Source organism: Bradyrhizobium sp. USDA 4504, from assembly GCF_054063995.1.
In genome coordinates this window covers 4206533-4233078 of record NZ_JBSSGV010000001.1, presented here as the reverse complement: position 1 = coordinate 4233078, position 26546 = coordinate 4206533, and the positions used below count along the sequence as shown (strand labels likewise).

Sequence of the window (26546 nt, the reverse complement as noted above, 5' to 3'; positions counted from 1 at the left end):
ATCCTTTCGCATTCCGAGCCAGCAGAGTTCATTGGCGTAGATCCGTCGCGTAGGTCACTTCTATATACGAACCGAGATTTGTCCCTATCATCACATGAACCGCGAACTGCTCTTGAGCAGGACGAAGCTCCAATTCCGGCGCCATGGCATTGGGAAAGCCAGGGAGGAGACAACGATTTCCACTATTGGTCCTCAGGACATACCGGGCACCAAACCATTGTATAGAGGTCTTTATGCCATTTGCGAAATTCACGAGCTTTAAAAGCCGTCTGCGCCGAGTATTGGATCCTCCCTTTTCGGGGAACGTCAGCGGATTCGAAAAATCTTGCGCCCGCATGACTTCAAGCTCTCTGAATAGGGCGGTCCGGCCGGATGGCGGGCACGCCATGAGCTTGGAAGAGATTGTCAATCGCTGGGCACTGTTCGATTCAGAAACCTACCTGAGCTTGAACCCGGATTTACGCGAAGGGTGGCACGGATCGCCAGCGTCGCATTTTGCCCGCTACGGTATGTGGGAAGGACGAAGCTTTTCAAGTCCTTTGCACGTGGCGCGTACTCTGGCCGGCGCTGCGCTCAAAAAAGACGATCCCGAACGGGCCGAGACTGCAAGCCGTCCAGTAATTCCAAAACATGATCTGACGATCTACGTCAGTTCTTCTGGCAATTTTTTTATGCGTGAGATCGCTCATCAAACGGCGACGGGGCTAGCGCGTCTTGGCTGGAAAGTATCAGTCGCTGATGAGAACAGTCTGCGTGAGAATGATGGATCGCACTGCTTGGTTGTTGCGCCCCACGAGTTTTTTAGGCTTGGCAATGGCGTTAGTTGGAACAGTCAGGATTTTATCCAACGTTGCGTCATGCTTTCTACTGAGCAGCCTCAGACCTCGTGGTTTGGTCTATCCGTTCCTTATCTACTGAACGCTGCTGGAGTTGTAGAATTGTGTTGGCAAACACACCGGACATTTCGGGATGCTGGGGTGAACTCATACTTTCATATTCCTGGCTTTCCGTGCAATGTAGAGCCAGCCTCCTTTGCAGTTGACCTTAAGCGGACCAAGCTAATTCGCTCCCTTCCTGAGGAAGTTCTGAAATGCAGTTCTGAGAGTGATGACTTTGATCAACGACCGCTTGACGTTGCTTTTATGGGCACGGAAAGCATTTTGAGAGATGAATTCTTTTCGGGGGCGAGCGCTACGCTCGCTAGGCTGAAGAGCTTTATCCTGTATCGGCGACTCGCTGGGATTCCTACTCCCTACGGTTCGGATGCCGAGATAGTCAGCATCAATCGATACATTCTCAATCGGTCAAAGGTATTGCTTAATATTCATCGTGACGAATTTGGCTATTTCGAGATCCATCGAATGGCAATGCAAGGGATGTGGCACGGTGCACTTGTTGTAACAAATCGGTGTCTCCCTCATCCAGTATTCAAGCCAGGCGAACATTTCCTAGAGGAAACCGTTCCTCGCATTCCTAAACTACTTGAATGGTTGGTTACAACGTCTGAAGGGCAGCGTGAGGGCGAAAGAGTGCGACGCAATGCGTATTCCACTTATGTTCAAGAGCTATCTATCGATGCTCAATCGAGGAAGCTCGCCCAGTTTCTGCACCGCAGTTATTGCAGCTAGAAGAGTGAAAGTGCTATGTTTCCGATTGAGGTTGAAGAAGAGTTCAAGTACGAAAATCCGGCTCATCAAGAGCTTGGCCCAATTTGCAGCGTGGTCGTTGCTTCTTACAATTACGCTTCCTTTGTGAAGGACACGTTAGGTTCTGTCGCAGCGCAAACCTACGCTCCACTTGAGCTTATTATTGTCGATGACGCTTCGACCGATGTGTCGACTGAGGTTATCCGAGATTGGATGGAAATACACCAAACTCGCTTTAAGCGATGCCTTCTGCTGCGTCACAAGGTCAACCAAGGATTAGCCCAAACGCGAAATACCGCATTCCAAGCAGCGCAAGGCAAGCATGTCTTCGTGCTGGATTCTGACAACTTGCTTTTTTCCCGGTGCATCGCGCGCCATGTGGAGGTTATGGAAAGAACGGAAGCTGCAGTAGTTTATGCGCAATCTGAATGGTTCGATGCGGTGAGAAGAGTCGGCCCAAGTGACTTGTGGGATGCTGAACGCCTTAAGACGGGCAACTACGTTGACGCGATGGCCCTTGTCTCGCGTGCGGCCTGGGAGAGCGTGGGAGGGTACTCGCACTTCGATATGATGGGCTGGGAGGATTACGATCTCTGGTTGAAGTTCATCGAAGTTGGCTACGAAGGGGTGTTCATTCCGGAAATATTATGTCGATATCGCGTTCATGGAAATTCCATGAACCGCGTTGAATCGCTTCCAAAAAAGGCGCGAATGGAAGTTGAAATGACTCTTCGACACCCATGGCTGCGTTTATAGAGCGGCATTTGATCTGTATGTCCCTGCAAAGTCTGGTCAAGATCTTATTCCCAAAGGCTCGGAATGAAGGACGACATCATAATCGAAATCAACGCGCACTGGATGGATCGAAGGAGATGCCCCTGGCTTGAACGAGAGTACGATGTCGGCGAAAAACCGCCTCGCGGCCTCAAACTCGCAATCAACAACGTGCGCGCTATGAATTAGCGGACCTACTTTGACGGAGTGCGAAGCAGGTCCATCGCGACATTTGGTGCCGTTTCATGCTCCCGCGAGGAGCTGAACATTGACTTTGTGTTTGAGCTGACGGTGCTGCTGGAGACAGTATACTGCTCGATGTTTCAAGTGGGCGGCTGGTGAGCCGCGAGAAATCGAGGGAGGACAAATGGCGCGATATATAATCACTGGGGGAAGTGGTTTTGTCGGTCAGGCCTTGGCCAAGGCAATCCGCATGGACGGCGACGAAGTGATCATAGCAAGCCGGGGACGTCACCACGATGGTGGAGGCGAAGGCTGGATCGAGTACGATCTCAGAGACAGGGCCACCATTGCGAACCTGATTGCAGCAAGGCCGGACGGTATCTATCATCTTGCTTGGTCAACGACCCCTAGTTCAGCAGAAGCCGACGCCGCGGCCGACGTTCAAACTAACCTCGGTGGTACTGTTGAGTTGTTCCGGGAATTGGCCGAGAAATTAGACGTTCCAGTGCTTTTCCTTTCATCTGGCGGGACAGTCTATGGAGTAGCCGAACAATTGCCAATTCCAGAAACACATCCTCTGAGGCCAATCGGCTTGTACGGAATGACTAAGGCGTCCGCTGAGAACTACGCTGTTTATTTTCGCGAGAGGCATGGATTGGATATCCGGATAGCGCGCCTCGCCAATCCGTTCGGTGCCACGCAGTCGATGGCGAAACTGCAAGGTGCGGCTTCGATTTTCGCGAGGAAGATTCTGCATCAAGAGCCAATCACGATTTGGGGCGATGGGAGTGTTGTCCGCGATTACATCGATGTGGACGACGCCGTTTCAGGCATGAAAGCAATCATGAAGCTAAACGCTGCAAAGGCATTTCCTAATGCCTTGAACATCGGTTCGGGCGAGGGGACGAGCCTCAACCAGCTCATCGAGATTATTGGCAGCGCGGCGGGCGTTATTCCTCGAGTTTCGCGCGAGGCAGCGCGCGCATTCGATACCCCTGTGAACATTCTTGATATATCAACGATCAGGACTGTGACCGGATGGCATCCTCGCCACAGCACGAGCTTGGCGCTTCACAACATGATTTCGGCGCTGATGAATCCGAGCCCTACGTGATAACCCCTCCCCAGAAATTTGTGCTGTTCCTTGCTCGGTGCAAGCTATTTGGAAAGCGAATTGCCGAGTATGTGCCGGGTCTCGAAAGAGTCTCACGATGGATGTCTGGTGATGAAATCTCGACACCTATGGCTGCGATGTTTTCCGATTCCGACATAGTTAGACGCGTGCTTTTGTGTGGTCACTTCGACCATGCCTACTATGCCCAAGGGGCGGGAATAGAATTTGCCTCTGATATTGAGGCGGCTGCGCACTACGTGCGAGTTGGTGAGCGGCAAAACTGTCAGCCTAGCGGTTCATTCGACCCATTCGTCTATCGTGTCTCCTATCCGGATTTAGCTACTTGGAGTTTGCCGCTGTTGCTGCACTTCGCAGACTACGGTGCCAACGAAGGACGCGTAGCGACATTCGACGTATGCTCGGTGCTGCGTTGGGACATGGGTGAGCAGGAATACGTTGTCGACAGACCAACGCTCTTGCTGTGCGCTCATGAAGCATCAATGACTGGCGCGCCAATTCTGGCTGCCAATATAGCGAGAAGGCTGATCGGACAGACTAACGTCATCATACTTTGCCTTGGAGGTGGAGCTCTACTTTCAGAATTCCGGAAGAACTCGCATCTCGTAATTTCTCCTGAGCTCGGAGTAATTAGAGACGTGCATCCTGCGCTGATCTCTCAGCGGCTACTAGGCCCGTTAGCTGAAAAGTACGATATTAATTATCTATTGGCCAATAGCGTTGAGACAGCGTCGATTGTACATGGTGCTGATCTGAAAAACATCCCAACTGTCACGCTTATACACGAATTTGCTGAGTATATTCGGCCATTAGACCGCGTTCGCGATGTTATCGACCACTCTGCCAGAGTTGTTTTTTCATCAAAGCTTACGCGGGAATCCGCACAGACCGCATATCCGGCAGGTGATTTCGGTAGATCCCTTATTTTGGTTCAGGGCAAATGTGATGTGCCTGAGGTGGAGGGAAAGGCAGCCTCGCTCGAACTGGAGCCCTTCTTGGAGGACGTGAAGCGGCGTGAGCAATTTTTAGTTATCGGCTGCGGCTATGTTCAAATGAGAAAGGGCGTCGATCTCTTCGTAAGTAGCGCGGATAGAGTGGTGCGCGCGCTTGGTCCTGGCAAGGTGCGTTTTCTATGGGTCGGAGATGGTTATGACCCCGAGCATGATTTTCATCTTTCCATTTGGTTGCGTGACCAGATCAAACGAAGCAATTTGGATGATATCGTCACATTGATTCCAGCGCTGGGACCGGAAGATCTGGCGCAGCTCTATCGAGCGGCGAATGCAATGTTCATCAGTTCTCGTCTAGATCCATTTCCAAACGTTTCAATCGATGCAATCCATGCGGGGCTTCCTATTGTTTGCTTTGAAAAAGCGACCGGCGTAGCAGAGTTCATTGCAGGAGAGGAAGGTCTTGATCTACTGGTGGTGCCTTATTTGGATACTGATGCTGCTGCCTCGGCCCTGTGCAGAATTGCGACTGACCAATCCCTTCAAAGGGAAATTGGCAGGCGATTCGAAAATATCGCCGCCCGGGCATTTGATATGGAAACGTACGTCATTCGTCTTAGGCAAATTCTCGATGAGGCCGTGGCCGGTCACCGCAGGCCGCAGTTGACATGAAGCGCGCCGCGGGGACCACGAACTTGCTACCATTGTGCCCGCAGTACCACTCTACGAGGCGCATACGTGATGCGGGGGCGCCGATATGGTCCATCGCCTTCGACATCGTTGCGCCGTGAGAGCTTGGCGCGTTGCTCACGCATCCATGTTTCCAAATCGGCGACCAGCGGCGCGCTGAGCTCCTGGGGGACGACCCGGCGCCGTTCGGGCGTCTTGCCTTTGATGCCTCGCTCGATCTCGCACAAGGGTAAGGCGTAAGCGCGATTTTCCGCGCACGTTGTCGGCCGCGATTTGACGGATGGCCTTCGTATCGGGGCGATGCTGAGCCGTTCAGGCAGTGGCCGCTTTGGGGAAGTTGAAGGGCAACAGGTCAGCGATATCGGCGTTGTCCACGCGCTGAGGCAACTCGGTGAGCACATGGCGCAGCCATGTTAACGGCTCGACACGTGAGGCGCGGCAGGTCAGCATTAGGCTGTAGACGACGGCGCTGGCCCTGGCTCCGTCGACGGTGTCGCTGAACAGCCAGCTTTTTCGGCCGGTGGCAAAAACCCTGATGTCGCGCTCCAGAAGATTGTTGTCGATCGGCATCCTGCCATCTTCGGTGTAACGCGTCAGATAGTCCCATTGGTTCCGGGTGTAAGATACGGCGTCGCCAAGCTTGCTGTCCGGCAGGACCTTCGGGGCGATTTGATCGAGCCATTCCTTGAGGGCGTTCAGGACAGGAATGCTGTGTTGCTGGCGGAAGCGACGGATGCATTGATCCGGCGTTTCGTCTCTGTCCGGTTTCTCGTCCCGCGCCTGCCTTTCAACCCGGTAGAGCTGCTCGAAGAACCGCAGCGCCTGCTCGGGCGGCCCGCCGCCCTTCTTTCTCGGTAAGCGCGATTTTCCGCGCACGTTGTCGGCCGCGATTTGACGGATGGCCTTCGTATCGGGGCGATGCTGAGCCGTTCAGGCAGTGGCCGCTTTGGGGAAGTTGAAGGGCAACAGGTCAGCGATATCGGCGTTGTCCACGCGCTGAGGCAACTCGGTGAGCACATGGCGCAGCCATGTTAACGGCTCGACACGTGAGGCGCGGCAGGTCAGCATTAGGCTGTAGACGACGGCGCTGGCCCTGGCTCCGTCGACGGTGTCGCTGAACAGCCAGCTTTTTCGGCCGGTGGCAAAAACCCTGATGTCGCGCTCCAGAAGATTGTTGTCGATCGGCATCCTGCCATCTTCGGTGTAACGCGTCAGATAGTCCCATTGGTTCCGGGTGTAAGATACGGCGTCGCCAAGCTTGCTGTCCGGCAGGACCTTCGGGGCGATTTGATCGAGCCATTCCTTGAGGGCGTTCAGGACAGGAATGCTGTGTTGCTGGCGGAAGCGACGGATGCATTGATCCGGCGTTTCGTCTCTGTCCGGTTTCTCGTCCCGCGCCTGCCTTTCAACCCGGTAGAGCTGCTCGAAGAACCGCAGCGCCTGCTCGGGCGGCCCGCCGCCCTTCTTTCTCGCTTTGAGGGCGTCGACAAAACGCCGCCGGGAGTGGGCCATGCATCCAATGTGGGTGGCCCCTTCCAGCGTGCGCCATGCGCTATAGCCGTCACTCATCACGATGCCACGGTAATCGCCGAGGAAGGCCTGCGGGTGGATTTGGCCGCGGCCCGGCTGATAATCCAGAAGAACGATCGGCTCGCGACTGCCCTTGCCGCTGCGATAAGCCCACATGTACGATGTGCTGGTGGCCGCTTTGTCCTTCTCCTTGAGGACCTGAACCGTCGTCTCGTCGCCATGGATGAGAGGCTGCGATCTGAGCCGCAGCTTCAGGGCGTCGTAGATGCGATACAGATGCTTTTCGCTCGAGCCGATCACCCAGTGGCCCAAAGCGCCGCGGCTGACAGGAACGCCTGCGCGTTCGAAGGCCTGCGCCAAGCGGTAGAGCGGCGTGCCGTCGACATATTTGTGAACCAGCGCGAACGCCAGCGTCGAGGCCGTGGCAACGCTGCCCGGCAACGGCTGCGTCGGCATCGGCGCGGTCACGACAGGGGCGTTGATCCCGGTGCGATCGCAATGGCGGCAGGCATATTTGAAGCGCACATTCTGTAAAACCTTCGCCTTCACCTCGATATGAAGTTGCTCGGTGACAGCCTCGCCCATGCGATGCATCTGGCCACGGCAGCAAGGACACGCCTTCTGATCGTCGGGCAGGTCATACTCGACGCGCTCGCGCGGCAGGTTTGCCGGCAGCGGCCTGCGGCCGCGCTTCTTTCCCGTCGTGCTTTCGACCGATGGCAGACCCGTGTCCGGAAGTTCGGCGGTATCGTTCGTTTCGCTGCCGGCGTCATCCTCATCGGCGGCCTGCTCGGCTTCATTGAAGAGACGGTCGACGTGCTTTTCGCTGCGCGGCGCAAAACGATGCAGGCGTGCCAGCGCCAGTTCTTCCTCCAGCTTGACGACGCGCTCCGTGAGCTGACGATTCTCCGCCTCCAGCGCGGCAATGCGCGCCAACAGCACCTCGACACTCGGATTGCCGGTTCGATTCATCGGATTCTTGAATCTGAACCGTTCCGACGCGTCAACCGCTCAACTCAAGAGCTCAGCCGGCAACCTGATATTGCCGCACCGGATGACGGACCATCGCATCGATATCGATGCCGTCGAGGATCCAGTGCAACTGCTCGGTCGTAAGCCGGACGACCGCCTCCTGGCGGCGCGGCCATCGGAACTTGTCCTCGGTCAGCCGCTTCAGGACCAGCACAAAGCCGGACCGGTCGAAGAACAGCAACTTCATCCGGTCGCAACGGCGATTGCAGAACGCAAAAACCGCCGGCACAAACGGATCGAGCGCCATCGTCTCCTGAACCAGAACCGCAAGGCTGTTGATGCCAGCTCGGAAGTCGATCGGCTCACGGTGCAGATAGACCTGCAGGTCACCGCCCAGTCTGAACATGGCCCAGGGCTCCAATGATCGCCGTCAATGCATCCACATCCCCGCATTCCAGCGCGAGCTTCACGCCATTCGGCAGCGACGCGCTCACCTTGGCCGGAGAACAAAAAGCTGGAGACCCCTTGGATTCCGACCCACCCACTTCATCGCAGGTCGCCGGCAAATCCACCGCCTCCACACTGCCTTGCCGCGACAAACCCCGCTCGGCGGCCCCCTCAGGGTGAACCGGGATGAACGCCGAGGGTGACGACGACGGCGCCGACCTGGCCGCGGCGTCCTTCTTGATCCACTTCCGAAGCAGGTTCGCGTTGACCCCATGTTCGAGTGCAAGTCTCGAGACCGAAACGCCAGGCTCAAGGCAGGCCGCCACAAGACGCTCCTTCGATGTCGTCTCAAAGCGCCGGCGACCGTTCCGACCAACAAGCCTGACACGCAGTTTCTGACCATCGTCGCTCATCATGAGGTGTCCACCTATTTAAGTGGACACCTCATGCATCAGAGCACTCAAAACCAAAAGGTGCGGGGAAATTCGCGCTTACCTTTCTCGCTTTGAGGGCGTCGACAAAACGCCGCCGGGAGTGGGCCATGCATCCAATGTGGGTGGCCCCTTCCAGCGTGCGCCATGCGCTATAGCCGTCACTCATCACGATGCCACGGTAATCGCCGAGGAAGACCTGCGGGTGGATTTGGCCGCGGCCCGGCTGATAATCCAGAAGAACGATCGGCTCGTGACTATCCTTGCCGCTGCGATACGCCCACATGTACGATGTGCTGGTGGCCGCTTTGTCCTTCTCCTTGAGGACCTGAACCGTCGTCTCGTCGCCATGGATGAGAGGCTGCGATCTGAGCCGCAGCTTCAGGGCGTCATAAATGCGATGCAGATGCTTCTCGCTCGAGCCGATCACCCAGTGGCCCAAAGCGCCGCGGCTGACAGGAACGCCTGCGCGTTCGAAGGCCTGCGCCAAGCGGTAGAGCGGCGTGCCGTCGACATATTTGTGAACCAGCGCGAACGCCAGCGTCGAGGCCGTGGCAACGCTGCCCGGCAACGGCTGCGTCGGCATCGGCGCGGTCACGACAGGGGCGTTGATCCCGGTGCGATCGCAATGGCGGCAGGCATATTTGAAGCGCACATTCTGTAAAACCTTCGCCTTCACCTCGATATGAAGTTGCTCGGTGACAGCCTCGCCCATGCGATGCATCTGGCCACGGCAGCAAGGACACGCCTTCTGATCGTCGGGCAGGTCATACTCGACGCGCTCGCGCGGCAGGTTTGCCGGCAGCGGCCTGCGGCCGCGCTTCTTTCCCGTCGTGCTTTCGACCGATGGCAGACCCGTGTCCGGAAGTTCGGCGGTATCGTTCGTTTCGCTGCCGGCGTCATCCTCATCGGCGGCCTGCTCGGCTTCATTGAAGAGACGGTCGACGTGCTTTTCGCTGCGCGGCGCAAAACGATGCAGGCGTGCCAGCGCCAGTTCTTCCTCCAGCTTGACGACGCGCTCCGTGAGCTGACGATTCTCCGCCTCCAGCGCGGCAATGCGCGCCAACAGCACCTCGACACTCGGATTGCCGGTTCGATTCATCGGATTCTTGAATCTGAACCGTTCCGACGCGTCAACCGCTCAACTCAAGAGCTCAGCCGGCAACCTGATATTGCCGCACCGGATGACGGACCATCGCATCGATATCGATGCCGTCGAGGATCCAGTGCAACTGCTCGGTCGTAAGCCGGACGACCGCCTCCTGGCGGCGCGGCCATCGGAACTTGTCCTCGGTCAGCCGCTTCAGGACCAGCACAAAGCCGGACCGGTCGAAGAACAGCAACTTCATCCGGTCGCAACGGCGATTGCAGAACGCAAAAACCGCCGGCACAAACGGATCGAGCGCCATCGTCTCCTGAACCAGAACCGCAAGGCTGTTGATGCCAGCTCGGAAGTCGATCGGCTCACGGTGCAGATAGACCTGCAGGTCACCGCCCAGTCTGAACATGGCCCAGGGCTCCAATGATCGCCGTCAATGCATCCACATCCCCGCATTCCAGCGCGAGCTTCACGCCATTCGGCAGCGACGCGCTCACCTTGGCCGGAGAACAAAAAGCTGGAGACCCCTTGGATTCCGACCCACCCACTTCAGCGCAAGTCGCCGGCAAATCCACCGCCGCCACACTGCCTTGCCGCGACAAACCCCGCTCGGCGGCCCCCTCAAGGTGAACCGGGATGAACGCCGAGGGTGACGACGACGGCGCCGACCTGGCCGCGGCGTCCTTCTTGATCCACTTCCGAAGCAGGTTCGCGTTGACCCCATGTTCGAGTGCAAGTCTCGAGACCGAAACGCCAGGCTCAAGGCAGGCCGCCACAAGACGCTCCTTCGATGTCGTCTCAAAGCGCCGGCGACCGTTCCGACCAACAAGCCTGACACGCAGTTTCTGACCATCGTCGCTCATCATGAGGTGTCCACCTATTTAAGTGGACACCTCATGCATCAGAGCACTCAAAACCAAAAGGTGCGGGGAAATTCGCGCTTACGGTAAGGCCGTATGTCCGCCTCTTCCGGTGAGGTGGCTCGACCTAGAGTAAGCCTCCGAGGGGGAGACGCCTTGCGGCGGGCTGGCCTGATGGTTGAGAACTGTACTTATGGACAGCCATACGGTGCGCATCCGACGGGCGCCGTCTTGCGTGACGCGAGGTAATTCGCGAAGCGTGTGGCCTTAAGTCTAGCTTTAAGGTCATCAGGCGATGCGAGTCGAGATTTTGGCGGGCTGGAGCGGCGGCGGCGCTGGTCGCAGGACGACAAGGCGTGGATTGTCGAGGAGACGTTGGTGCCGGGCGCGAAGGTGACTGAGGTTGCGCACCGCAACGGAGTCGCGGCCAGCCTGGTGTTTACCTGGCGTCGACAAGCACGGACATTAGAGCAGGTTGTACCATCTTTTGCGCCGGTGCAGATCGTCGCTACGGAGGTGGAAGAAACGCCGAAGCTTTTGCCTGGGGGTGACGGCCGGGTGCGCTCCGTAGCGTCCGCGCGTACTGGATTGATCGAGATTGATCTTGGCAACCGGCGACGCATCCGGGTGGATGCGCACGTCGACCCGGAGGCACTGGCGCGGGTCCTCGAGGTGCTTGAGCGCCGATGATCGCCATACCGGGTAATGTATGGGTGTGGCTTGCGACCGGCCATACCGATATGCGCCGAGGCTTCCCGAGCCTTGCGCGTCTGGTTCAGGAGAGCTTGAAGCGGGATCCACACGCTGGTGATCTTTACGTTTTTAGGGGCCGCCGCGGCGACCTGATCAAGATCATTTGGCATGATGGCCAGGCCGCTTTTTGTGGCCATCGCTGGCGGACGGCGTTGTGACGATCAGCGTTGCGCAACTATCCTATCTCCTGTCCGGAATTGACTGGCGAATGCCGCAGGCAACCTGGCGTCGGCAGGCTTCCGGTTAAGCTGTGGCTTATTGACTCACGAGGGAGATCGGTCGCGAATTTTAGCGGCGAATATGATTGATTTGCCCTCGTGACAACGCCTTCCGATCCGCTTCCGGCCGACCTTGCCGCTGCGCACGCAATGATCCTTGCGCAGCGCGAACAACTGGCGCTGGCGAAGAGCAAAGTGACCGTCGGTCGATTGGAAATCGAGCGGCTGAAGCTGATGCTGGCCAAGGCACGGCGCGAACAGTTCGGGCAATCCTCCGAACGCGGCAAGCTGCTGGTCTGTCAAACGCCATCCGGAACTGCCCCCTTTGCGTCATGAAGAACTGCCCCCACCCTCGGGTTCATGATGTTGGTTGAAGGTAACCGGTATGAGCTCCCACGTCCGCGATGATTAGCGGTCGCGGGCGTAGCGGATGGGCATCCAGTGCTGGCGCAGCGCCTCGACGACGGCTGGGATATCGAGGTTGGCGTTACGGAGGAAATCCTCGGTTTTGCGACCGCTTCGTGGCGGTCCGAGCAGCGGACGGGCCTGATCGTCGCGACAATGCAGCAGGATGGGCAGCAGCAGGCCGTGATTGACGTTGTTGACGTCGAGCAACGGCGCCCACGCCGACAGTCTGAGCCGCATCGCGGCATAGAAACCCTGGCACCAGGGATGCGCATCGATGTTGCCGCTGGGGTCGCGCCGGTGCATCGGCTCGAACCGATCGGGGGCAGTCGAGAGGGTGTTGCTGATGTCGTTGTGGCGCAGCGCGACGGCGGAGATCGCGGCAAACTCCGGCGTGTCGCCATGGTTGAAAGCGTCGGCATCGATCGCGAGCAGCGGGCAGATCCAATCGAGCGGGCTCATCGACACCGGTCCGGCCACGATCGGGGCGGTATAGCCGTCGAGCATGGGAATGCTGGTGGCGGCAGGATGGCGATCGACGCGATCCTGGAGCCATCGCTCGAGCTCCGCAAGCGACATCGCGGCTGACGCCATCGACGATGCTGCCTTATGGCGACGTGGGCTCATGCCGCTGCCTGCGGTGTGTGCCGGCGCGCCGCCTTCCAGTTCCAGGCGAGCAGCTCGTGCAGCTGATGGCTCTTGGTTCGCCCAGACACGATGCGCTCCAGCACATCGGTCAGGTAGGCCTGCGGGTCGAGCTCATGGAGTTTTGCCGTGTTCACGAGGGACGCCAGGATCGCCCAGCTCTCGGCGCCGCCTTCGCTGCCGCTGAACAATGAGTTGCGTCTTCCCATCGCAATCGGGCGCATGGAACGCTCGACTGTGTTGCTGTCAACTTCGACACGGCCGTCGCGGAGAAACAGCGTCAACCCGTCCCAGTGATTGAGTGCGTAGTTGATGGCCTCCGCCAGCTTCGATTGGGAGAAGAGCTGGCCGACCGTTGCGGTCAGGCGCGTCCTGAGCGCCTCCATCAATGGAGCGGACCTGGTGCCGCGGGTGGCCAGCCGCTGCTCGGCACTGCTGCCACGGATCTCTGCTTCGATGGCATAGACCGCCTGCAGGCGCTCGATCACTTCGCGCGCGAACGGCGACTGGGTCGTCTTATACACCTCGACGAATTTGCGGCGGGCGTGGGCGAGACAAAAGGCGAGTTGGATCGCGCCGCCATGATCGCGGGCGAGCGCTTTGTAGGCGGCATAACCGTCGACCTGCAGAATGCCGGAAAAGCCCATCAACTGTCTGGCGATCTCCGCCGTGCCGCGGCCGTCGGCGAACACGTAGGCCACCGCCGGCGGCGAGGGACCGCCCCATGGCCGGTCATCCATGGCATGCGCCCAGAACTGGCAGATGCGCGGGCGATGTCGTCCGGGATCGAGCACCGGCATCGGCGTCTCGTCGCAGAACAGGCGCGGCGCGGTCTGGATCGTGCGCAGCTGAAGCGCATAGAGGCTCCTGAGCCACCAGGCCGCACGCTTCACCCAGCCGGCAAGCGTCGCCCGGTCGAGATGGACACCCTGGCCGGCCAGAATTTGCACCTGTCGGTACAGCGGCAGATACCAGGCGAACTTCGAGACTACCACGTGGCTCACGAGTGCGGTCGAAGCCATGCCGCTCTCGATCAGGCGCGGCAGCACCTTCGCCTGGATCACACCATCGGTGCAGCGGCGGCAGCCGTACTTGGGACGGACCGTCCGCAGCACCCGCAGGATCGCCGGGATGATGTCCAGCACCTCGCTGACGTCCTCGCCGATCTTGTGAAGCTGGCCCTGGCAACACGGGCATGCGGTCGCCTCCGGCTCCAGCACATGCTCGCAGCGCGGCAGGTGCTTTGGAAGCGCGCCGATGTTGCGGCGCGCCTTCTTCCGCAGTGGCTTGCCGGGCGGCTTTGCCGCAGCTGCATCGTCGTTGGCAGCTGCAGGCGGCGTGACGTCGGTCTCAAGATCGCCAAGCTCAAGCGCGAGCTGCTCGGCCACGAGCGCGGCAAGCCGCTCCGAGCGCTTCCCGAAGATCATGTCCTTGAACGTTTGCATTGCTACGCGCAGCGTCTCGTTCTCAGCGTCAAGCGCGAGCACCATCTCGGTCAGAGCTGCCGGATCGGTCGGGAGAGTGTCGGGGCGAATCGCCATGACCAGACGATACATCCGTGCGACCCATGCTCCAGTGAAATCCTCACTTCTCAGCCGACAATGGCCGGCTGCTTCACAGGCTTGGGCGACACACGCGTCCACTCGAGCCCGTCGAGTAGCATCGCAAGCTGCGTCGCACTGAGATGCACAACGCCGTCGCGGATCGGCGGCCAGGTGAAACGCCCCTGGTGCAACCACTTCGTTACCAACACCATGCCGCTGCCGTCCCACGCCAGAAGCTTCACTCTGTCCATGCGCTTGCTGCGGAACACGAAGACGTCGCCGCAATATGGGTTCGCGCGCAGTGCTTCGCTCACCAGCGCCGACAGCGTATGCACCGACTTACGAAAGTCGACCGGCTGGGCCGCCAGCACCACCTTGAGGTCTGACCGTAGAGCAATCACCGGATCCCTCGAAGCGCCGATAGCACCACCAAAAGCGTCGCCAGTTCCACCCCCGGCTCGACCCGGATGGGCGCCCCGTTCACCTCGATCTCGACCACTCCACAGACCTTGGCCGGCGGCGTGGCAATCTCCACGGGCTTCGTCTGTACCGGCGAAATACACTCGGACTTGCCAACCCTCCCGCCATCGCTCTCGGCGCCAATTTGGATAGGCACGAAGTTCTGGGCTTTGCCGGCCAGCGCCGCCGCTACCTGGCGTCGCCATACCGTGAGCAGTCCGCGAGAAACGCCATTGCGCCGCGCCACCTCGGAGATGTTCGCCCCCTCCTCAAAGCTCTCTGCCGCGATCCGGGCCTTCTCCTCGCTCGTCCACCGTCGCCGCCGGCGCTCCCCAGTGATCACCTCAACGCGGCGATAAGAGTCACCTTCCTGCCTGGCATCAAGCATGGCATTTGCCATCGCGCCACCTCCACCGATCAGCTCTTGCCAGCCGGTATCGCAGACTAGCTTCGTCACTGCGACGTGAGGCCCTCATGCCGGTTACGGTTGAAGGTTGGCTCCGCCGCTGACGGGACGGAGGGAGGCGGAGCCGACCGGAGGGCCGTCAGCGGCGGGCGGCTTGATGAGGCCGCTCTTGCGCTTGGCGCGGAGCCGGTGTTCGTTTCTTCGGTGAGGTCGACACGTCGGCGACCCAAGGTGCGCTGATCTGGTCGTGCCGCAGCGCTGCGATGAAAGTCATGGTCTTCCAGTGACCGAAAGGCGCGGATGCTTGGAGCCGCTGTCCACTCGGTCCCCAGCCGCGCAGTGGCGCCATATTGGTCTTGATCCAGGTCTCGTCGATAAAGATCAGGCGTGAAGCGTCAATCTTGCCTTGATGGGCCTTCCAGCCTGTCCGCTTACGGGCGATGTCGGGGCGATCTTGTTCGACTGGCAGGATCGTTTTTTTTGAAGCTCAGCCCTTCAGCATGCACAAACGTCCACACCGCCCGCACATCTGTCTTGATCCCGCGCGCCGCCAGTTCCTGTGTCAGCTTCCGTAAGGTGAATGGTCCCGCGAGAACGCGCTTGCGCAGCCAGTCAGCATTGGCACCGGACAGAACCGGCTTCTTGTGACCACCGATCTTGCCGGGCGAAACGCCCCCAGTCTCCCGTCTCAGATTCTTCCACTTCGTTACACAGGACGGGCTGATCTGAAGCGCCTCTGCAATCGAACGTACTGTCTCTCCTGCATCAGCTCGCGCCAGAGCCCGTTAACGAAGGTCTTCTGAATAGGGTCGCGTCATCCATGCTTTCCCCCGTTCTCCAGCACGGAGTTTGAATCAGAAATCGGTTCCGATGGGAATCCCGATTCCGGTAAAAAACAACATGCTCTAAAACTTCGGGGCAAGGTCAGCTGTGTTTCTTGCTCTGGTCCTCATACAAGCCGGAGCGAATTTCAATCTCGATTAAGTCTAGGAGAGCACAGTTGCTGAGCTCGACTCCGTAATAGTAAATCGGGAGATTTTCTTCGCGCTAGGAAAGATATTTGCCGTCTTGGCTTGACTGATGTGGATGTCTCAAAACATCACATCGTGCCGTGCTCGGCTTCATATTGGTTGGGATGTCGAACACCATCTTTAATTCTATGCAGCCCAAACTCCTGCACGGCAAGCGTTGCAGAAAATTGAGCGCTAGTCAATCTTCAAGCGCATCGCAATGCATTTTCGGATCGAATCTATTGACAACGATATAGGCTTTCCTTCTAAGATTTTTTCGTCGCTAGAAGGTCATTACAGCTTGGCCTCAATGAACATATTAATCTCTACCGCAACGGGAAAGGCTGTGGCAGTTTCGCCAAACGCTCCTTCGCACCCGAAGTACCGGCCTGATATTGATGGCCTGCGGGCTGTCGCCGTGCTGTCAGTCGTTGCGTATCACGCATTTCCCGACTGGTTGAAAGGAGGATTTGTCGGAGTTGATATCTTCTTTGTCATTTCCGGATATCTGATCTCGGCGATTATATTTGAGAATATCGATCGAGGCACTTTCAGTTTTCTCGAATTTTACTCCCGCCGGATAAGGCGAATTTTCCCTGCGCTCACTTTGGTTTTAGCGGCGTGTCTAGCATTCGGCTGGATTGCTTCGTTCCCCGATGAATACACGCAGCTTGGAAAGCATGTCGCCGGAGGCGCTGGTTTCATCTCCAACTTGGTGCTTTTGAATGAGGCGGGCTACTTCGACAACTCTGCTGAAACAAAGCCCCTCTTGCACCTTTGGAGCCTGGGCATCGAGGAGCAGTTCTACATTGCATGGCCGCTGTTGCTTTGGATTTCGCGAAAGCTAAAAACGGGGTTTATAGCGGCTACAGTCACATTAATTGCCGTGTCTTTTTACCTGAATATTTCTAAGGTCAATCAGGACACGGTGTCGACTTTTTACTCTCCACAGACGCGTTTCTGGGAGCTTTTAGCCGGTAGCCTGCTCGCTTGGTTTACGATATACATGAGAGGAAACCGTTCCGTTGCCGAGATGACTTCGATTGGCATTCAGCGAGCACCGAATATAAGCGCTCTCAGCAACGCGTTTTCTTTTCTGGGCATTGCCTTTTTGTTGAGTGGTTTTTGGATCATCAGCAGCGCTCTTAATTTTCCGGGTACCGTAGCCTTAGTTCCGGTTCTCGGCTCGGTTATGGTTATAGCCGCGGGCCAGAATGCTTTTATCAATCGCACCGTGCTTTCTAACCCCATTTTCGTGTGGTTTGGCCTAATAAGCTTTCCCCTTTACTTGTGGCATTGGCCATTGCTCTCATTTGCACGCATAGTCGAGAGCAAGGAGCCGAGCCTAGATATACGCTTCGCCGCAGTAGCGATTGCGGTTGTCCTCGCTTGGCTAACCTATGAGGTTATTGAGAAACGGGTTCGTCTTGGCGGGCACAACAGGCAGAAAGTTCTGGCGCTCTTGACGACCATGTCGGTGATTGGTTTCGTTGGCTTTGCGACGTACCGAGAAGGAGGTTTCACCTCTAGGTTTCCGAGTGTCGCAGCCCAGGACGATGGATATGCCGCGGTTGCTTCAAGCTCCATGAGGAATTGCGAGAGGCATTTTCCTGAGTGGAGACGTACCACAGATAATCCATGCCTTCTGCAGCGGGACAGCGGTAACTCAGTCGCCGTAATTGGCGATTCTCACGCAGGACAGCTCTTCCCCGGGCTGATTAAATACCTGCACCCAAGCGAAGGCATCGCCTCCTTTTCTGCCAGTTGCGCCGCACCCTATATCGACACAGCAACTGCGCAGCAAGACTTGTCTGTACGACGCGTGCGAGGAGGCGCGTACAAGCTCATCGATAAGGCATATGATTATATCATCGACGATCCCCGGATAAAAGTCGTGCTCCTTGCGCATAATCCCGTGTGCTCGTATGCCGACGCTATCGATATGGCAAATCCAAATAACACGGACTATCGATCAGTTCTAAGAGAGGGAATGAAAAGGACCTTTGCGAGACTTGTGAAGGCCGGCAAGAAGGTGATCGTGGTGTTTGATAACCCTATGATCGATTTCGATCCCAAGTTGTGCGCGCCGCGGCCCTTCCGGCTAACGAATTCCGACAACCATTGCTCGTTTCCTCGCCAGCAGCATGACGCAAATCCAGCTGTGAGTGGTTATCGTTCGCTGGTTGAAGAAGTATTGACGGATTATCCTGAGGTAAAGACCTTCAATCTGTCCGATTTGCTTTGTGATAAGCAGATTTGCTATATTTCAAAGAACGGTATGCTTTTTTATGCTGACTTCGATCACCTCAATAAGCAGGGATCAGAATACGTTGCGCGCTATCTTGTAAATTTCATCCAATCGGTGATGGCCGTCGGCTCACCGGCCTAGAAAAGTGCCGGCAACCGGCCGATGATGTCTATCTCGCGCTTGGTCGTAACATGGCTATTCCGTTTGTGCACCCGCAGCGCGGATTTTCGCGACTGAACGAAATTGTAGGTGCCGGATCAGGTGCATTTCTGATGCAGCCTGCCAACGCGCCAACTTCAGCGCCGTGGTCTCGTTCAGGTGTGCAGCGGATCACACCCGGTTCGGGGCCACAGGCTGCACGTATGGCGATCCTTGTCGGGGAGCCGGGGTTGGATATCTACGCCGCTCATCTCATTTGGGCTGGAGGATCGACGAGCGCAAATGTGGCCGTCAATACATTACCCATTGGAACGGTTTCAATGTCAGGCTCAATCGGTCCTGGGCTGGTGCAAGACCAGGAAGTGGGAGTGATCTACAGCGCAGTGCCCGGTTTACACCTTCTTGAATACACACAAGGCTCCGGATTATCGATCGGCGTTAATTATGTCCGCTCAAGATCGGGTTCGGCAAAGTTCTCTCAGAGAGTTGGATCAGCCTCGGGCACTCCGTATGGCCTGCAAAGGAAACCAGTTCTCCAAAACTTGGAGGCGGGACCGGGGTCAAACGTCGTTGTACTATTCGATGAGGTTCCGACATCACGGGTCGTCGGAGCGATCAATATCGAGATCAAGGCGACCCTTCAAAGGGGGCAGGGCTTCATAATTCACGGTTGTTGGAGCGCGGGACTAGACCCGTCAGTGAACGATGGTAAAGCAGTCCCCGGAGTTATCATCTATCTAGAAGCTTCCGGCGGTGCTTTGGTCGCGGTTAACCCATCAGGTGGTCACTATGCTGTCAGCTACAGACAACTCGGGTGTGCCGCACCGATATCAAGTTTTTGTGGATGGTTCTGGCGCGTTGGCTGTCTTTGTGGACGGAATTGATACAGCAACCTCTCACGTTGTGGCGGATAATATGAAAGGTGGGGTATTCGGATTGTTCAACGACAATGGAACGCTGCCGCTCTCAGTCGATAGTGTCTCTATTGTCTCGCACTAGCATTGGTGATGCTGTGAATCCCTTTAGAAATCTAATCGGGATCCGGATATCTGAGCGCCAACGCTGGTCGGGCTCCGTCCTTTCTCCGTCCCGGTCCCACGATCGTGGGCCGAACGCGCGCTTCGACGATCTACCTATTTTCATTAGTCGAAAGAACGGTCTGGGATGGGGGAGAACATTAAACCAACTCATCGGGCCGAAGCTGATCCCGGCGCGACATCAGCCGCCAGTGATAGGAGAAATCCTGAGGCGCAAGCTGTAGGAAACGACGCTCCATCAAGCTGTAAGATAGTGCTGCCAAGGCGATTGAAATGGGCGCTACCGTAACTACCGATGCGGTGGTGCTCCAACCTCGAAGCGTGATTAGTTGTCCCACTGGGAAGTGAAATAGGTATATGCCGTATGAAATGCGACCGATATATACAATGACGGTATTGCGCAGTGCGATGTTGAACGGGGCGCCGGCCTGAATTGCTATCAATATCCAGGCGGTGAGTGCTGCAATTGCCGGATAGCCACCGTACATCAAAATAGGACTTCGCCAATCTAACGTAACAGAGACGAGCGCAAGCGCGAGTATTGGCACGGGTGATAGGAGTTTCAGCAGCATCGAAATTCGGTCAGAGACAGGGAGGAGCGCCAGCAGGCAACCTATGAACATCTCAGAGGATCGGGTATCGAATTCGTTGTACACCCTGTACAAATCGTCGCGCCACAGGAGCACCGGCCAGGTTGCGATAGAGCAAACTAAAAGTATCGCTGCCGCCCAACGCGCCGCACTCGGTCTGACTGATAGAACCACCACCAAAACCATCGGCCAGAGCAGATAGAATTGTTCCTCAAGCGACCACGTGTGTCCAAGTATCCAGTCCTGGCCAGTCGTGAAGGCACGCAGCCAGTTCATATAGTAAAGAGCCGAAGCTGATACTGCGGGCCAGTCCGGCGGCGTGCCAGAAAATAACCACCAGGCGAGGCTGGCAAGCACGAGCGTCAACCAGAGTGCTGGCATCAGACGTAGCGCGCGTCGAACGTAGAAACGCGACAACGAGATCTCTCCAGTCTCGCGATACTCAGAGATCAATAGGGATGTGATGAGATATCCGCTCAGCACGAAGAAGATATCGACGCCGATATCCGCCCGGTAGAATTGTTCCCCCGGACGAGTGAAAAATGACGACCAGCATGACCGCGATAGCGCGCAGACCATCGAATTCCAGTACTCGCTGCAATTAATGCTTCTCCTTCGGTAGCGATTTGCTGTTCGCATTGGGGGGCAAGAAGCCGCCAATGGGCGAGGTGCGTGTTTCGGCAATTTCCGGACAGCAATTTCGGTAATTCGCGGACAGCGATTTCAGTAATTCCGGGACAGGGATTCCGCTAAATCGCGGACAGTTGCGGGAGGTTGGTTTTCGGGAGCGCCGTTCAGGCAATGTTCTCTCTCAAGCTGAGTTTGAGAGGGGCAATGCCGAGACGGAAGCAAGCGAAACGAACCACTGTGAAGGACCTACGATCGATCCTGAGGCTGACGTACGAGCAGGACCTGTCGGTTCGGGAGATCTCGGAACGGCTGCAGATCAGCAAGAGTTCGGTTGCCACCTACCTGCTGCGAGCGCGTGAAGCGGGTTTGAGCTGGCCGCTGCCGCCGATTTACGAGAGCGAGGCGGCCTTGCAGCGAGCCTTGTTCCGGCGGGTCGGGCGCCCCCCGCAGGACTTGAGCGAGCCTGAGTGGCCACGGGTGGCGCAGGAGCTCAAGCGCAAGGGCGTGACGCTGACGCTGCTGTGGCAGGAATACCGGACGGCGCATCCCGACGGCTATGGTTACACGTGGTTCTGCGAGAAGTTTGACGCCTATCGGCGCCGGGCGAACCCGACCTTCCGTCATCGCCACGCGGCGGGTGCAGTGATGCAGACCGACTATGCCGGTCCGACGGTGGAGGTGATCGATCCGCAAACCGGCGAGATCCGTCAGGCGCAGATATTTGTCGCGGTGCTCGGGGCCTCGTCGCTGACCTTCGCTATGGGGAGCTTCGGTCAGCGACTACCAGATTGGATCGAAGGCCAGACCCGAGCCTTGTCGTACTTCGGCGGAGTTCCCAAGGCGATCGTCTGCGACAATCTGAAGGCCGGGGTCGTCAAGGCGTTGTGGTTCGAGCCGACGCTCAACCAAACCTTTGCCGCCATGGCCGAGCACTACGACACGACGATTTTGCCGACCCGCAGCCGCAAGCCGCGCGACAAGGGCAAGGTTGAAGGCGCGGTGCTGATTGTTGAGCGCTGGATTCTGGCACGGCTGCGCCATCGGCGGTTCTTCAACCTGACCGATCTCAATACTGCGATCGGCGGTCTGCTGGAGGAGCTGAACCATCGGCCGATGCGCCATATCGGCAAATCCCGCCGGCAGCTGTTCGAGGAGATCGAGCGCGCTGCGTTGACGCCGCTGCCGGGCGAGCCGTTCGAATACGCCGAGTGGAAAACGGCGAAGGTCCACCCCGATTATCACGTCGAAGTCGACAAGACCTTTTACTCGGTGCCGCACCGGCTGATCGGCCGTCGGGTGGACGTCCGGCTCACCTATCGAGCCGTCGAGATCTTCCAGGATCACACGCGTGTCGCCAGCCATGTGCGCCGCTCTCAGCGCGGCGGCCATGTCACCGTGAACGAGCACATGCCCAAGGCCCATCAGCGTTATGCCAATATGACGCCGGCGAGCTTGATCAAGATGGCAGCGCGGATCGGCGTCAACACCGCCACTCTGGTCGAGCGGATGATGCGTGAGCGCCCGCATCCCGAGCAGGGTTATCGCTCCGCCATGGGGATCATCGCCCTGGCACGGCGCTACGAGCGCGATCGGCTCGAAGCGGCCTGCGAGCGGGCACTCGTCATCAACGCGATCAGCTACTCCTCGGTGAGCGCGATCCTCAAATCCGGGCTCGACCGCGCGAGCCCTGCTGCCGCACCCGTCAAAGCCACCCCCTCGCACGCCAACATCCGTGGTGGGGGCTATTATCAATGAAGGAAAGGAACATCGCGATGCTGACCCACCCGACCCTCGAGCAGATGCAGGCGCTCGGCCTTGCCGGAATGGCGGCCGCTTACCGGCAACTAGCCGAACAGGACAATGCCGCCGATCTCAGCCGGGATGAGTGGCTCGGCCTGATGCTCGATCGCGAAGCCGCCATGCGTGCCGACCGGCGCCTGACCAATCGGCTGGCCGCAGCCAAGCTGCGCTTCGTCGACGCCTGTATCGAAGACGTCGACTTCGCTTCCCGCCGCGGCCTTGACCGGCGCAACACCCTGCAGCTGGCGCAAGGCGCCTGGCTGAAAGCCCATGAGAACTTCATCATCACCGGCCTGACCGGGACTGGCAAAACCTGGTTGGCATGTGCCTTCGGACGCCAGGCGGCCAGGCTCGATCATTCCGTCCTTTATTTGCGTATGCCGCGCTTGTTCGAAGACCTCGCCATGGCCCGTCTCGATGGTCGCTTCCCGCGCCTCATCGATAAGCTTGCACGTGTCCAGTTGCTCATCCTCGACGATTGGGGCACCCACACCCTCAATGACCAGCAGCGCCTTGATCTCCTCGAAATCTTCGAAGAGCGCTACAGGCGCAAATCGACCTTGATTACCGCTCAGCTGCCCGTTGCCCAATGGCACGACATGATCGGCGAGCCAACCATCGCAGATGCTATCCTCGACCGGATCATCCACAACTCCCACCGTATCGCCCTCGAAGGCGACAGCATGCGAAGGAAAAAAGCCGCGCGCCCCTTGACCGACGTCGAAAACAGCGAAACGAATATCAACTGACTTCAACAACCAGGCAACCAAAAGCCAGCGCCGCCACGCTGTCCGCGATTTAGCGAAACTGCTGTCCGTCAGTTAGCGAAACCGCTGTCCCGTTTTTGCGAAATACGCACGAGGACCCTAGCCTCCACAACCAGGACTAAGCAAGCCTGTTTGGCCAATCCCCCTTTAGAGGCGGGGATATCTCCGCGCCAGCACGTCGAGCGGTTCGGTCCGCTCCGCCTCGGTCAGTTCCCGGGTCGCTATGATCACCTGTTCTGACCGCCGCCAATACAGCGCGAAATAGTCCGGGGCCCAGATTTCTGGCTTTGGGCCGCTCGGGCTTTGTAGCCAAACAAGTGTGTGGCGCCGGGCAATGCTCACAGCGTGAGCAACCGAAGAAGTTCGTCAGGCAGGTCTCGCCGGAGAGCCCTTGTTTGTATTGCTAGGATCGTCGAGACGCTGGCCGCGTCGGCGATCTCACCGGTGAGAGCCAACGTTATCGCGTCGCCAAACGATATCCGCCGTTGACTCAAGCTTTCTTCAGCGGCGTGTTGAGGTTTTCCGTGATGCAGCCCCCAAGCAACAAAACACGGAGCAATCTCGTTCGAGATTCCAGGCGAGGCGGTGAGATCAAATAAATGGATCCAATGATCGGCGCTGAAGCCGGTTTCTTCGAGCAACTCTAGTTTGGCACCGTCGAGCGGCGACGAGTTGAGAGGTACTCCACCTCGAACGACCTCCCAAGTAAAACGGCCGAGGACGTAACGACACTGACCTACCAAGGTGGTGTAGCCTTCAGCATCGATGGGAACGACGGTCACGCCGCAAAATTTAGTATCGATGCTCACGTAGGGGGGGGGTGCGCCCAGAGCGATGCAGGACTGTGTCTCGCTTAGCGGCGAAGTAGTCGGAGTCGAACTCTGTGATTGTTTGAAGGCGTTTCCACGGGTTAGAGGTGTCGATCAACTATCACTCCTTGGTCGCTGTATCGTAAGCGTAGCTCTGAGGCCCATTTGATTGGCGCTTGACGTCTATTTTGAGCGCGTGGTGCGCCGGCGCGGCTTCCATATGTCGGACAACGCATTGACAGCGGCCTCAAGCGCCTTCCGGTCGACGACGTTGGGATCGAACTGCTCCGGGCCCCAGAGGCGCATATGTTCGTGCTCCGGATGGGTGGGGTCGCTGATGGCGTCGAGGTATTCAGCATAGCCTGGCGCACCGCCGACATCTTCCGGAGGACAACGGCCGGCGGCCTCGAGCAAGAACGGAAGTCCCTCCGTTGTCGTGTTGTCGAACCACTTTTCAAGCTTGATCACGTGATCCCAGCTGTCGCCGAAGTCGTAGAGATAATGGATCGTCTTCGCGCCGGTCTCCTGAACGATATTAGAGAGCCGCGTCTTGCGGGCATCGATGGGCTGAGGGCCAAAATCTCCATCGGGATCAGGTATACCCCAACGTCCTTCGCCGGCCAGGAACTCGAAGAGATGGCTGTTCGTCCAGCCAAACGCCGCCTGAAGCGTCAGATGCAGCCGATCAAGGCGCAGGGTGACGGGTACGACAAGGCGACGCATCACCTCCGGCTTCACATCCTTGAGGGTCACCTTGATCCGGACCGCGGTCGTGTTCAGGCTCATGCCGCCAGCCTCGGATCGTGTGTATGCATCGTATAGGTCGACGCCCAGGGAAGCAGTTCGTCCAGTCGCGCCGCAGGCCAACCATTGACGAGCTTGGCGAGAACGTCAGCGAGCCAGTGCTCGGCACTGACGCCATTGAGCTTACAGGTCTCAATGAGCGAAGCCAGCAATGCCCAATTCTCGGCACCTTCGTCGCAACCGGCAAAAAGGGAGTTCTTGGCATTGAGCTTGATTGGCCGCATCGCTCGCTCGACCGCATTGGTGTCCATCTCGATGCGCCCGTCATCAAGGTAGAACGTTAGGCCGTCCCAATGACGCAGCGCGTAACGCAGGGCCTTCGCCGTGTCGCTCTTCTGCGCAAGGTGAGCAAGCTTGGCCTCAAACCACTGCTTCAAGGCTGTAGCCAGAGGCCGGGCATGCGCTTGTCGCCCCGCGCGGCGCTCGTCCGCAGATCGGCCGCGGAGTGCCTTCTCGACCGCGTAAAGCAGGGCGATGCGCTCAAGGGCCTCGCGGGCAACCGGAGCTGGCGCCGGCGCAGCCTCCCGCTCGATCTTCACAAACTGGCGCCGCAGATGCGACCAGCAGAAGGCGAGCGTCCCGGACAGGGCGTCCGCACGCGTCTCTCGGGTCATGGTCTTGTAAGCCCGATAGCCGTCGCAGTGGATGATGCCGCGATAGCCCTCGAGCAGCCTCAAGCCATGAACGGCCCCACGGCCCGGTGCATAGGCGTAAACCACGCCAGGTGGATCAGGTCCGGCCCAGGGCCTGTCATCGCGTGACAGCGCCCAGAAGTAGCCGGTTTTGGTCCTGCCGCGCCCTGGATCCAGCACCGGCGCCGGGGTCTCATCGACACAGAGCTTCGAAGAGGCGAGCAGAAGCTGGCGCAGACGATGCCACAAGGGCTTCAATTCCTGGGCGGCGTAGCCGACCCAAAAGGCGAGCGTGGAACGGTCGATGGCGATACCGTGGGTCGCCAGCATCTGCGCCTGACGATAGAGCGGCAAATGCCAATGATACTTGGCGTCAATTACATGCGCGACGAGACGCTCGGTGGGCAGTCCCCCCTTGATCAATCGCTCGGGCGCAGCGTGCTGGAGGACGACGCCATGACAGGCGCGGCAGGCAAGCTTGGGCCGGCGGGTGACGATCACCCTGTATTGCACCGGAACGACGTCGAGCCTCTGGCTCTCATCGTGACCAATCTCAACGAGATCGCCTTTGCAGCACGGGCAGCAGGTTGCAGCCGGCATCAGCGTTTCGACAATGCGTGGCAAATGATCCGGAAGCTGACCACGGTTGGCTCTGCGCTTGGCAGTTCTCTTCTCGCGGGCTCTGGGATTGGCGCGATCCTCAGCTGCTTCGAGAGCCGCGACGGCCTCTTCGATGTCCTCCAGAACAAGCTGTAGCTGATCAGCGTCCAGCTTTTCCGACGATCGACCGAACTGCGCATCCTTCGCAAGCTTGAGCAACCGCTCGAGCCTGGCGCAGCGATCCAGCAGAGCCGCGGCAAAGACACGCAGCTCGGCTGGATCGCTCGGCAGCTCATCAGGCAAATCACTCATTGGC

Annotated in this window: 23 protein-coding genes and 5 pseudogenes; 11 read left to right on the top strand and 17 right to left on the bottom strand. The window is 58.1% G+C overall.

Annotated elements, in window-relative coordinates; translation table 11 throughout:
* The first annotated feature begins 386 nt into the window (after positions 1–386).
* The 4 genes from ACVMB1_RS19860 to ACVMB1_RS19845 all read left to right on the top strand — a co-directional run bounded on the left by ACVMB1_RS19860 (position 387) and on the right by ACVMB1_RS19845 (position 5357).
* Complete coding sequence (locus ACVMB1_RS19860) at positions 387–1628, top strand: hypothetical protein (RefSeq protein WP_456849032.1); 1242 nt, start codon at positions 387–389, stop codon at positions 1626–1628.
* A gap of 15 nt (positions 1629–1643) precedes the next feature.
* Positions 1644–2402, top strand: a complete 759-nt coding sequence (locus ACVMB1_RS19855; protein ID WP_456849030.1) for a glycosyltransferase family 2 protein — start codon at positions 1644–1646, stop codon at positions 2400–2402.
* Positions 2403–2787: 385 nt separating this feature from the next.
* Entirely contained in the window at positions 2788–3717 is a 930-nt protein-coding gene (locus ACVMB1_RS19850; protein ID WP_456849028.1) for an NAD-dependent epimerase/dehydratase family protein, read from the top strand.
* On the top strand, positions 3642–5357 hold the full coding sequence (locus tag ACVMB1_RS19845) for a glycosyltransferase family 4 protein (RefSeq protein ID WP_456849026.1): 1716 nt from the start codon (positions 3642–3644) through the stop codon (positions 5355–5357). Before ACVMB1_RS19850 ends, ACVMB1_RS19845 begins: the two co-directional genes overlap by 76 nt.
* Before the next feature lie 330 nt (positions 5358–5687).
* Here the strand turns inward: ACVMB1_RS19845 and ACVMB1_RS19840 are convergent.
* The 7 genes and pseudogenes from ACVMB1_RS19840 to tnpA (ACVMB1_RS19810) all read right to left on the bottom strand — a co-directional run.
* A pseudogene (locus ACVMB1_RS19840) lies at positions 5688–6224 on the bottom strand (IS66 family transposase); the annotation flags it as partial.
* An 81-nt stretch (positions 6225–6305) separates the two neighbouring features.
* On the bottom strand, positions 6306–7877 hold the full coding sequence (gene tnpC / locus ACVMB1_RS19835; protein WP_310885563.1) for an IS66 family transposase: 1572 nt from the start codon (positions 7875–7877) through the stop codon (positions 6306–6308).
* A 52-nt stretch (positions 7878–7929) separates the two neighbouring features.
* A complete protein-coding gene (gene tnpB / locus ACVMB1_RS19830; RefSeq protein WP_076834308.1) occupies positions 7930–8283 on the bottom strand; it encodes an IS66 family insertion sequence element accessory protein TnpB in 354 nt (117 codons plus the stop codon).
* Positions 8264–8737: an IS66-like element accessory protein TnpA gene (gene tnpA / locus ACVMB1_RS19825; protein ID WP_253625971.1), complete on the bottom strand. Its 474-nt coding sequence runs from the start codon at positions 8735–8737 to the stop codon at positions 8264–8266. Before tnpA (ACVMB1_RS19825) ends, tnpB (ACVMB1_RS19830) begins: the two co-directional genes overlap by 20 nt.
* A gap of 64 nt (positions 8738–8801) precedes the next feature.
* Positions 8802–9857, bottom strand: a pseudogene (gene tnpC, locus ACVMB1_RS19820) (IS66 family transposase); the annotation flags it as partial.
* A 52-nt stretch (positions 9858–9909) separates the two neighbouring features.
* On the bottom strand, positions 9910–10263 hold the full coding sequence (gene tnpB, locus ACVMB1_RS19815; RefSeq protein ID WP_076834308.1) for an IS66 family insertion sequence element accessory protein TnpB: 354 nt from the start codon (positions 10261–10263) through the stop codon (positions 9910–9912).
* Positions 10244–10717, bottom strand: coding sequence for an IS66-like element accessory protein TnpA (gene tnpA / locus ACVMB1_RS19810; protein ID WP_076834346.1), 474 nt, complete (start codon positions 10715–10717; stop codon positions 10244–10246). The genes tnpB (ACVMB1_RS19815) and tnpA (ACVMB1_RS19810) overlap by 20 nt, the downstream gene beginning before the upstream one ends.
* Before the next feature lie 258 nt (positions 10718–10975).
* Here tnpA (ACVMB1_RS19810) and tnpA (ACVMB1_RS19805) point away from each other — a divergent pair, with 258 nt between their 5' ends.
* The 3 genes and pseudogenes from tnpA (ACVMB1_RS19805) to ACVMB1_RS19795 form a co-directional block, all read left to right on the top strand.
* A complete protein-coding gene (gene tnpA, locus ACVMB1_RS19805) occupies positions 10976–11404 on the top strand; it encodes an IS66-like element accessory protein TnpA (protein ID WP_456849024.1) in 429 nt (142 codons plus the stop codon).
* Complete coding sequence (gene tnpB / locus ACVMB1_RS19800) at positions 11401–11625, top strand: IS66 family insertion sequence element accessory protein TnpB (protein WP_456849022.1); 225 nt, start codon at positions 11401–11403, stop codon at positions 11623–11625. The genes tnpA (ACVMB1_RS19805) and tnpB (ACVMB1_RS19800) overlap by 4 nt, the downstream gene beginning before the upstream one ends.
* Before the next feature lie 159 nt (positions 11626–11784).
* Positions 11785–11988: pseudogene (locus ACVMB1_RS19795) on the top strand (IS66 family transposase); the annotation flags it as partial.
* A gap of 105 nt (positions 11989–12093) precedes the next feature.
* Here the strand turns inward: ACVMB1_RS19795 and ACVMB1_RS19790 are convergent.
* The 6 genes and pseudogenes from ACVMB1_RS19790 to ACVMB1_RS19765 all read right to left on the bottom strand — a co-directional run.
* Complete coding sequence (locus ACVMB1_RS19790) at positions 12094–12684, bottom strand: UPF0149 family protein (RefSeq protein ID WP_456849020.1); 591 nt, start codon at positions 12682–12684, stop codon at positions 12094–12096.
* Positions 12685–12713: 29 nt separating this feature from the next.
* Positions 12714–14276, bottom strand: a complete 1563-nt coding sequence (tnpC, locus tag ACVMB1_RS19785; protein ID WP_456849018.1) for an IS66 family transposase — start codon at positions 14274–14276, stop codon at positions 12714–12716.
* Between the two features lie 50 nt (positions 14277–14326).
* Positions 14327–14680 (bottom strand): IS66 family insertion sequence element accessory protein TnpB, encoded by a 354-nt coding sequence (tnpB, locus tag ACVMB1_RS19780; protein WP_069279868.1) that lies wholly within the window; start codon positions 14678–14680, stop codon positions 14327–14329.
* On the bottom strand, positions 14677–15138 hold the full coding sequence (gene tnpA / locus ACVMB1_RS19775) for an IS66-like element accessory protein TnpA (RefSeq protein ID WP_456849016.1): 462 nt from the start codon (positions 15136–15138) through the stop codon (positions 14677–14679). Before tnpA (ACVMB1_RS19775) ends, tnpB (ACVMB1_RS19780) begins: the two co-directional genes overlap by 4 nt.
* A gap of 223 nt (positions 15139–15361) precedes the next feature.
* Positions 15362–15830 (bottom strand): annotated as a pseudogene (locus ACVMB1_RS19770) (IS630 family transposase); the annotation flags it as partial.
* A 3-nt stretch (positions 15831–15833) separates the two neighbouring features.
* Positions 15834–15887 (bottom strand): annotated as a pseudogene (locus ACVMB1_RS19765) (hypothetical protein); the annotation flags it as partial.
* Between the two features lie 487 nt (positions 15888–16374).
* Here ACVMB1_RS19765 and ACVMB1_RS19760 point away from each other — a divergent pair.
* Both ACVMB1_RS19760 and ACVMB1_RS19755 read left to right on the top strand, forming a co-directional pair.
* Positions 16375–18543, top strand: coding sequence for an acyltransferase family protein (locus tag ACVMB1_RS19760; RefSeq protein ID WP_456849014.1), 2169 nt, complete (start codon positions 16375–16377; stop codon positions 18541–18543).
* 807 nt (positions 18544–19350) lie between these two features.
* A complete protein-coding gene (locus tag ACVMB1_RS19755; RefSeq protein WP_456849012.1) occupies positions 19351–19560 on the top strand; it encodes a hypothetical protein in 210 nt (69 codons plus the stop codon).
* 178 nt (positions 19561–19738) lie between these two features.
* Here ACVMB1_RS19755 and ACVMB1_RS19750 read toward each other — a convergent pair whose 3' ends face one another.
* Entirely contained in the window at positions 19739–20767 is a 1029-nt protein-coding gene (locus ACVMB1_RS19750) for an acyltransferase family protein (protein WP_456849010.1), read from the bottom strand.
* A 255-nt stretch (positions 20768–21022) separates the two neighbouring features.
* Between ACVMB1_RS19750 and istA the strand changes: the two genes are divergently transcribed.
* Positions 21023–22573: an IS21 family transposase gene (gene istA, locus ACVMB1_RS19745; RefSeq protein ID WP_253603713.1), complete on the top strand. Its 1551-nt coding sequence runs from the start codon at positions 21023–21025 to the stop codon at positions 22571–22573.
* A gap of 17 nt (positions 22574–22590) precedes the next feature.
* A complete protein-coding gene (istB, locus tag ACVMB1_RS19740; RefSeq protein WP_253609770.1) occupies positions 22591–23367 on the top strand; it encodes an IS21-like element helper ATPase IstB in 777 nt (258 codons plus the stop codon).
* Positions 23368–23723: 356 nt separating this feature from the next.
* Here the strand turns inward: istB and ACVMB1_RS19735 are convergent, their stop codons facing one another.
* The 3 genes from ACVMB1_RS19735 to tnpC (ACVMB1_RS19725) form a co-directional block, all read right to left on the bottom strand.
* Complete coding sequence (locus tag ACVMB1_RS19735; protein ID WP_456849008.1) at positions 23724–24194, bottom strand: hypothetical protein; 471 nt, start codon at positions 24192–24194, stop codon at positions 23724–23726.
* A 183-nt stretch (positions 24195–24377) separates the two neighbouring features.
* Positions 24378–24980: a plasmid pRiA4b ORF-3 family protein gene (locus ACVMB1_RS19730; RefSeq protein WP_253589677.1), complete on the bottom strand. Its 603-nt coding sequence runs from the start codon at positions 24978–24980 to the stop codon at positions 24378–24380.
* Positions 24977–26542: an IS66 family transposase gene (gene tnpC / locus ACVMB1_RS19725; RefSeq protein WP_456849006.1), complete on the bottom strand. Its 1566-nt coding sequence runs from the start codon at positions 26540–26542 to the stop codon at positions 24977–24979. Before tnpC (ACVMB1_RS19725) ends, ACVMB1_RS19730 begins: the two co-directional genes overlap by 4 nt.
* Positions 26543–26546: the final 4 nt, after the last annotated feature.

Bases quoted from the DNA above. Each gene is read 5' to 3' on its own strand.
- ACVMB1_RS19860 (WP_456849032.1), top strand. From the start codon at position 387: ATGAGCTTGGAAGAGATTGTCAATCGCTGGGCACTGTTCGATTCAGAA.
- ACVMB1_RS19855 (WP_456849030.1), top strand. From the start codon at position 1,644: ATGTTTCCGATTGAGGTTGAAGAAGAGTTCAAGTACGAAAATCCGGCT.
- ACVMB1_RS19850 (WP_456849028.1), top strand. From the start codon at position 2,788: ATGGCGCGATATATAATCACTGGGGGAAGTGGTTTTGTCGGTCAGGCC.
- ACVMB1_RS19845 (WP_456849026.1), top strand. From the start codon at position 3,642: ATGGCATCCTCGCCACAGCACGAGCTTGGCGCTTCACAACATGATTTC.
- tnpC (WP_310885563.1), bottom strand. From the start codon at position 7,877: ATGAATCGAACCGGCAATCCGAGTGTCGAGGTGCTGTTGGCGCGCATT.
- tnpB (WP_076834308.1), bottom strand. From the start codon at position 8,283: ATGTTCAGACTGGGCGGTGACCTGCAGGTCTATCTGCACCGTGAGCCG.
- tnpA (WP_253625971.1), bottom strand. From the start codon at position 8,737: ATGAGCGACGATGGTCAGAAACTGCGTGTCAGGCTTGTTGGTCGGAAC.
- tnpB (WP_076834308.1), bottom strand. From the start codon at position 10,263: ATGTTCAGACTGGGCGGTGACCTGCAGGTCTATCTGCACCGTGAGCCG.
- tnpA (WP_076834346.1), bottom strand. From the start codon at position 10,717: ATGAGCGACGATGGTCAGAAACTGCGTGTCAGGCTTGTTGGTCGGAAC.
- tnpB (WP_456849022.1), top strand. From the start codon at position 11,401: ATGATCGCCATACCGGGTAATGTATGGGTGTGGCTTGCGACCGGCCAT.
- ACVMB1_RS19790 (WP_456849020.1), bottom strand. From the start codon at position 12,684: ATGGCGTCAGCCGCGATGTCGCTTGCGGAGCTCGAGCGATGGCTCCAG.
- tnpC (WP_456849018.1), bottom strand. From the start codon at position 14,276: ATGGCGATTCGCCCCGACACTCTCCCGACCGATCCGGCAGCTCTGACC.
- tnpA (WP_456849016.1), bottom strand. From the start codon at position 15,138: ATGGCAAATGCCATGCTTGATGCCAGGCAGGAAGGTGACTCTTATCGC.
- ACVMB1_RS19760 (WP_456849014.1), top strand. From the start codon at position 16,375: ATGCATTTTCGGATCGAATCTATTGACAACGATATAGGCTTTCCTTCT.
- ACVMB1_RS19755 (WP_456849012.1), top strand. From the start codon at position 19,351: ATGCTGTCAGCTACAGACAACTCGGGTGTGCCGCACCGATATCAAGTT.
- ACVMB1_RS19750 (WP_456849010.1), bottom strand. From the start codon at position 20,767: ATGGTCTGCGCGCTATCGCGGTCATGCTGGTCGTCATTTTTCACTCGT.
- istA (WP_253603713.1), top strand. From the start codon at position 21,023: ATGCCGAGACGGAAGCAAGCGAAACGAACCACTGTGAAGGACCTACGA.
- istB (WP_253609770.1), top strand. From the start codon at position 22,591: ATGCTGACCCACCCGACCCTCGAGCAGATGCAGGCGCTCGGCCTTGCC.
- ACVMB1_RS19730 (WP_253589677.1), bottom strand. From the start codon at position 24,980: ATGAGCCTGAACACGACCGCGGTCCGGATCAAGGTGACCCTCAAGGAT.
- tnpC (WP_456849006.1), bottom strand. From the start codon at position 26,542: ATGAGTGATTTGCCTGATGAGCTGCCGAGCGATCCAGCCGAGCTGCGT.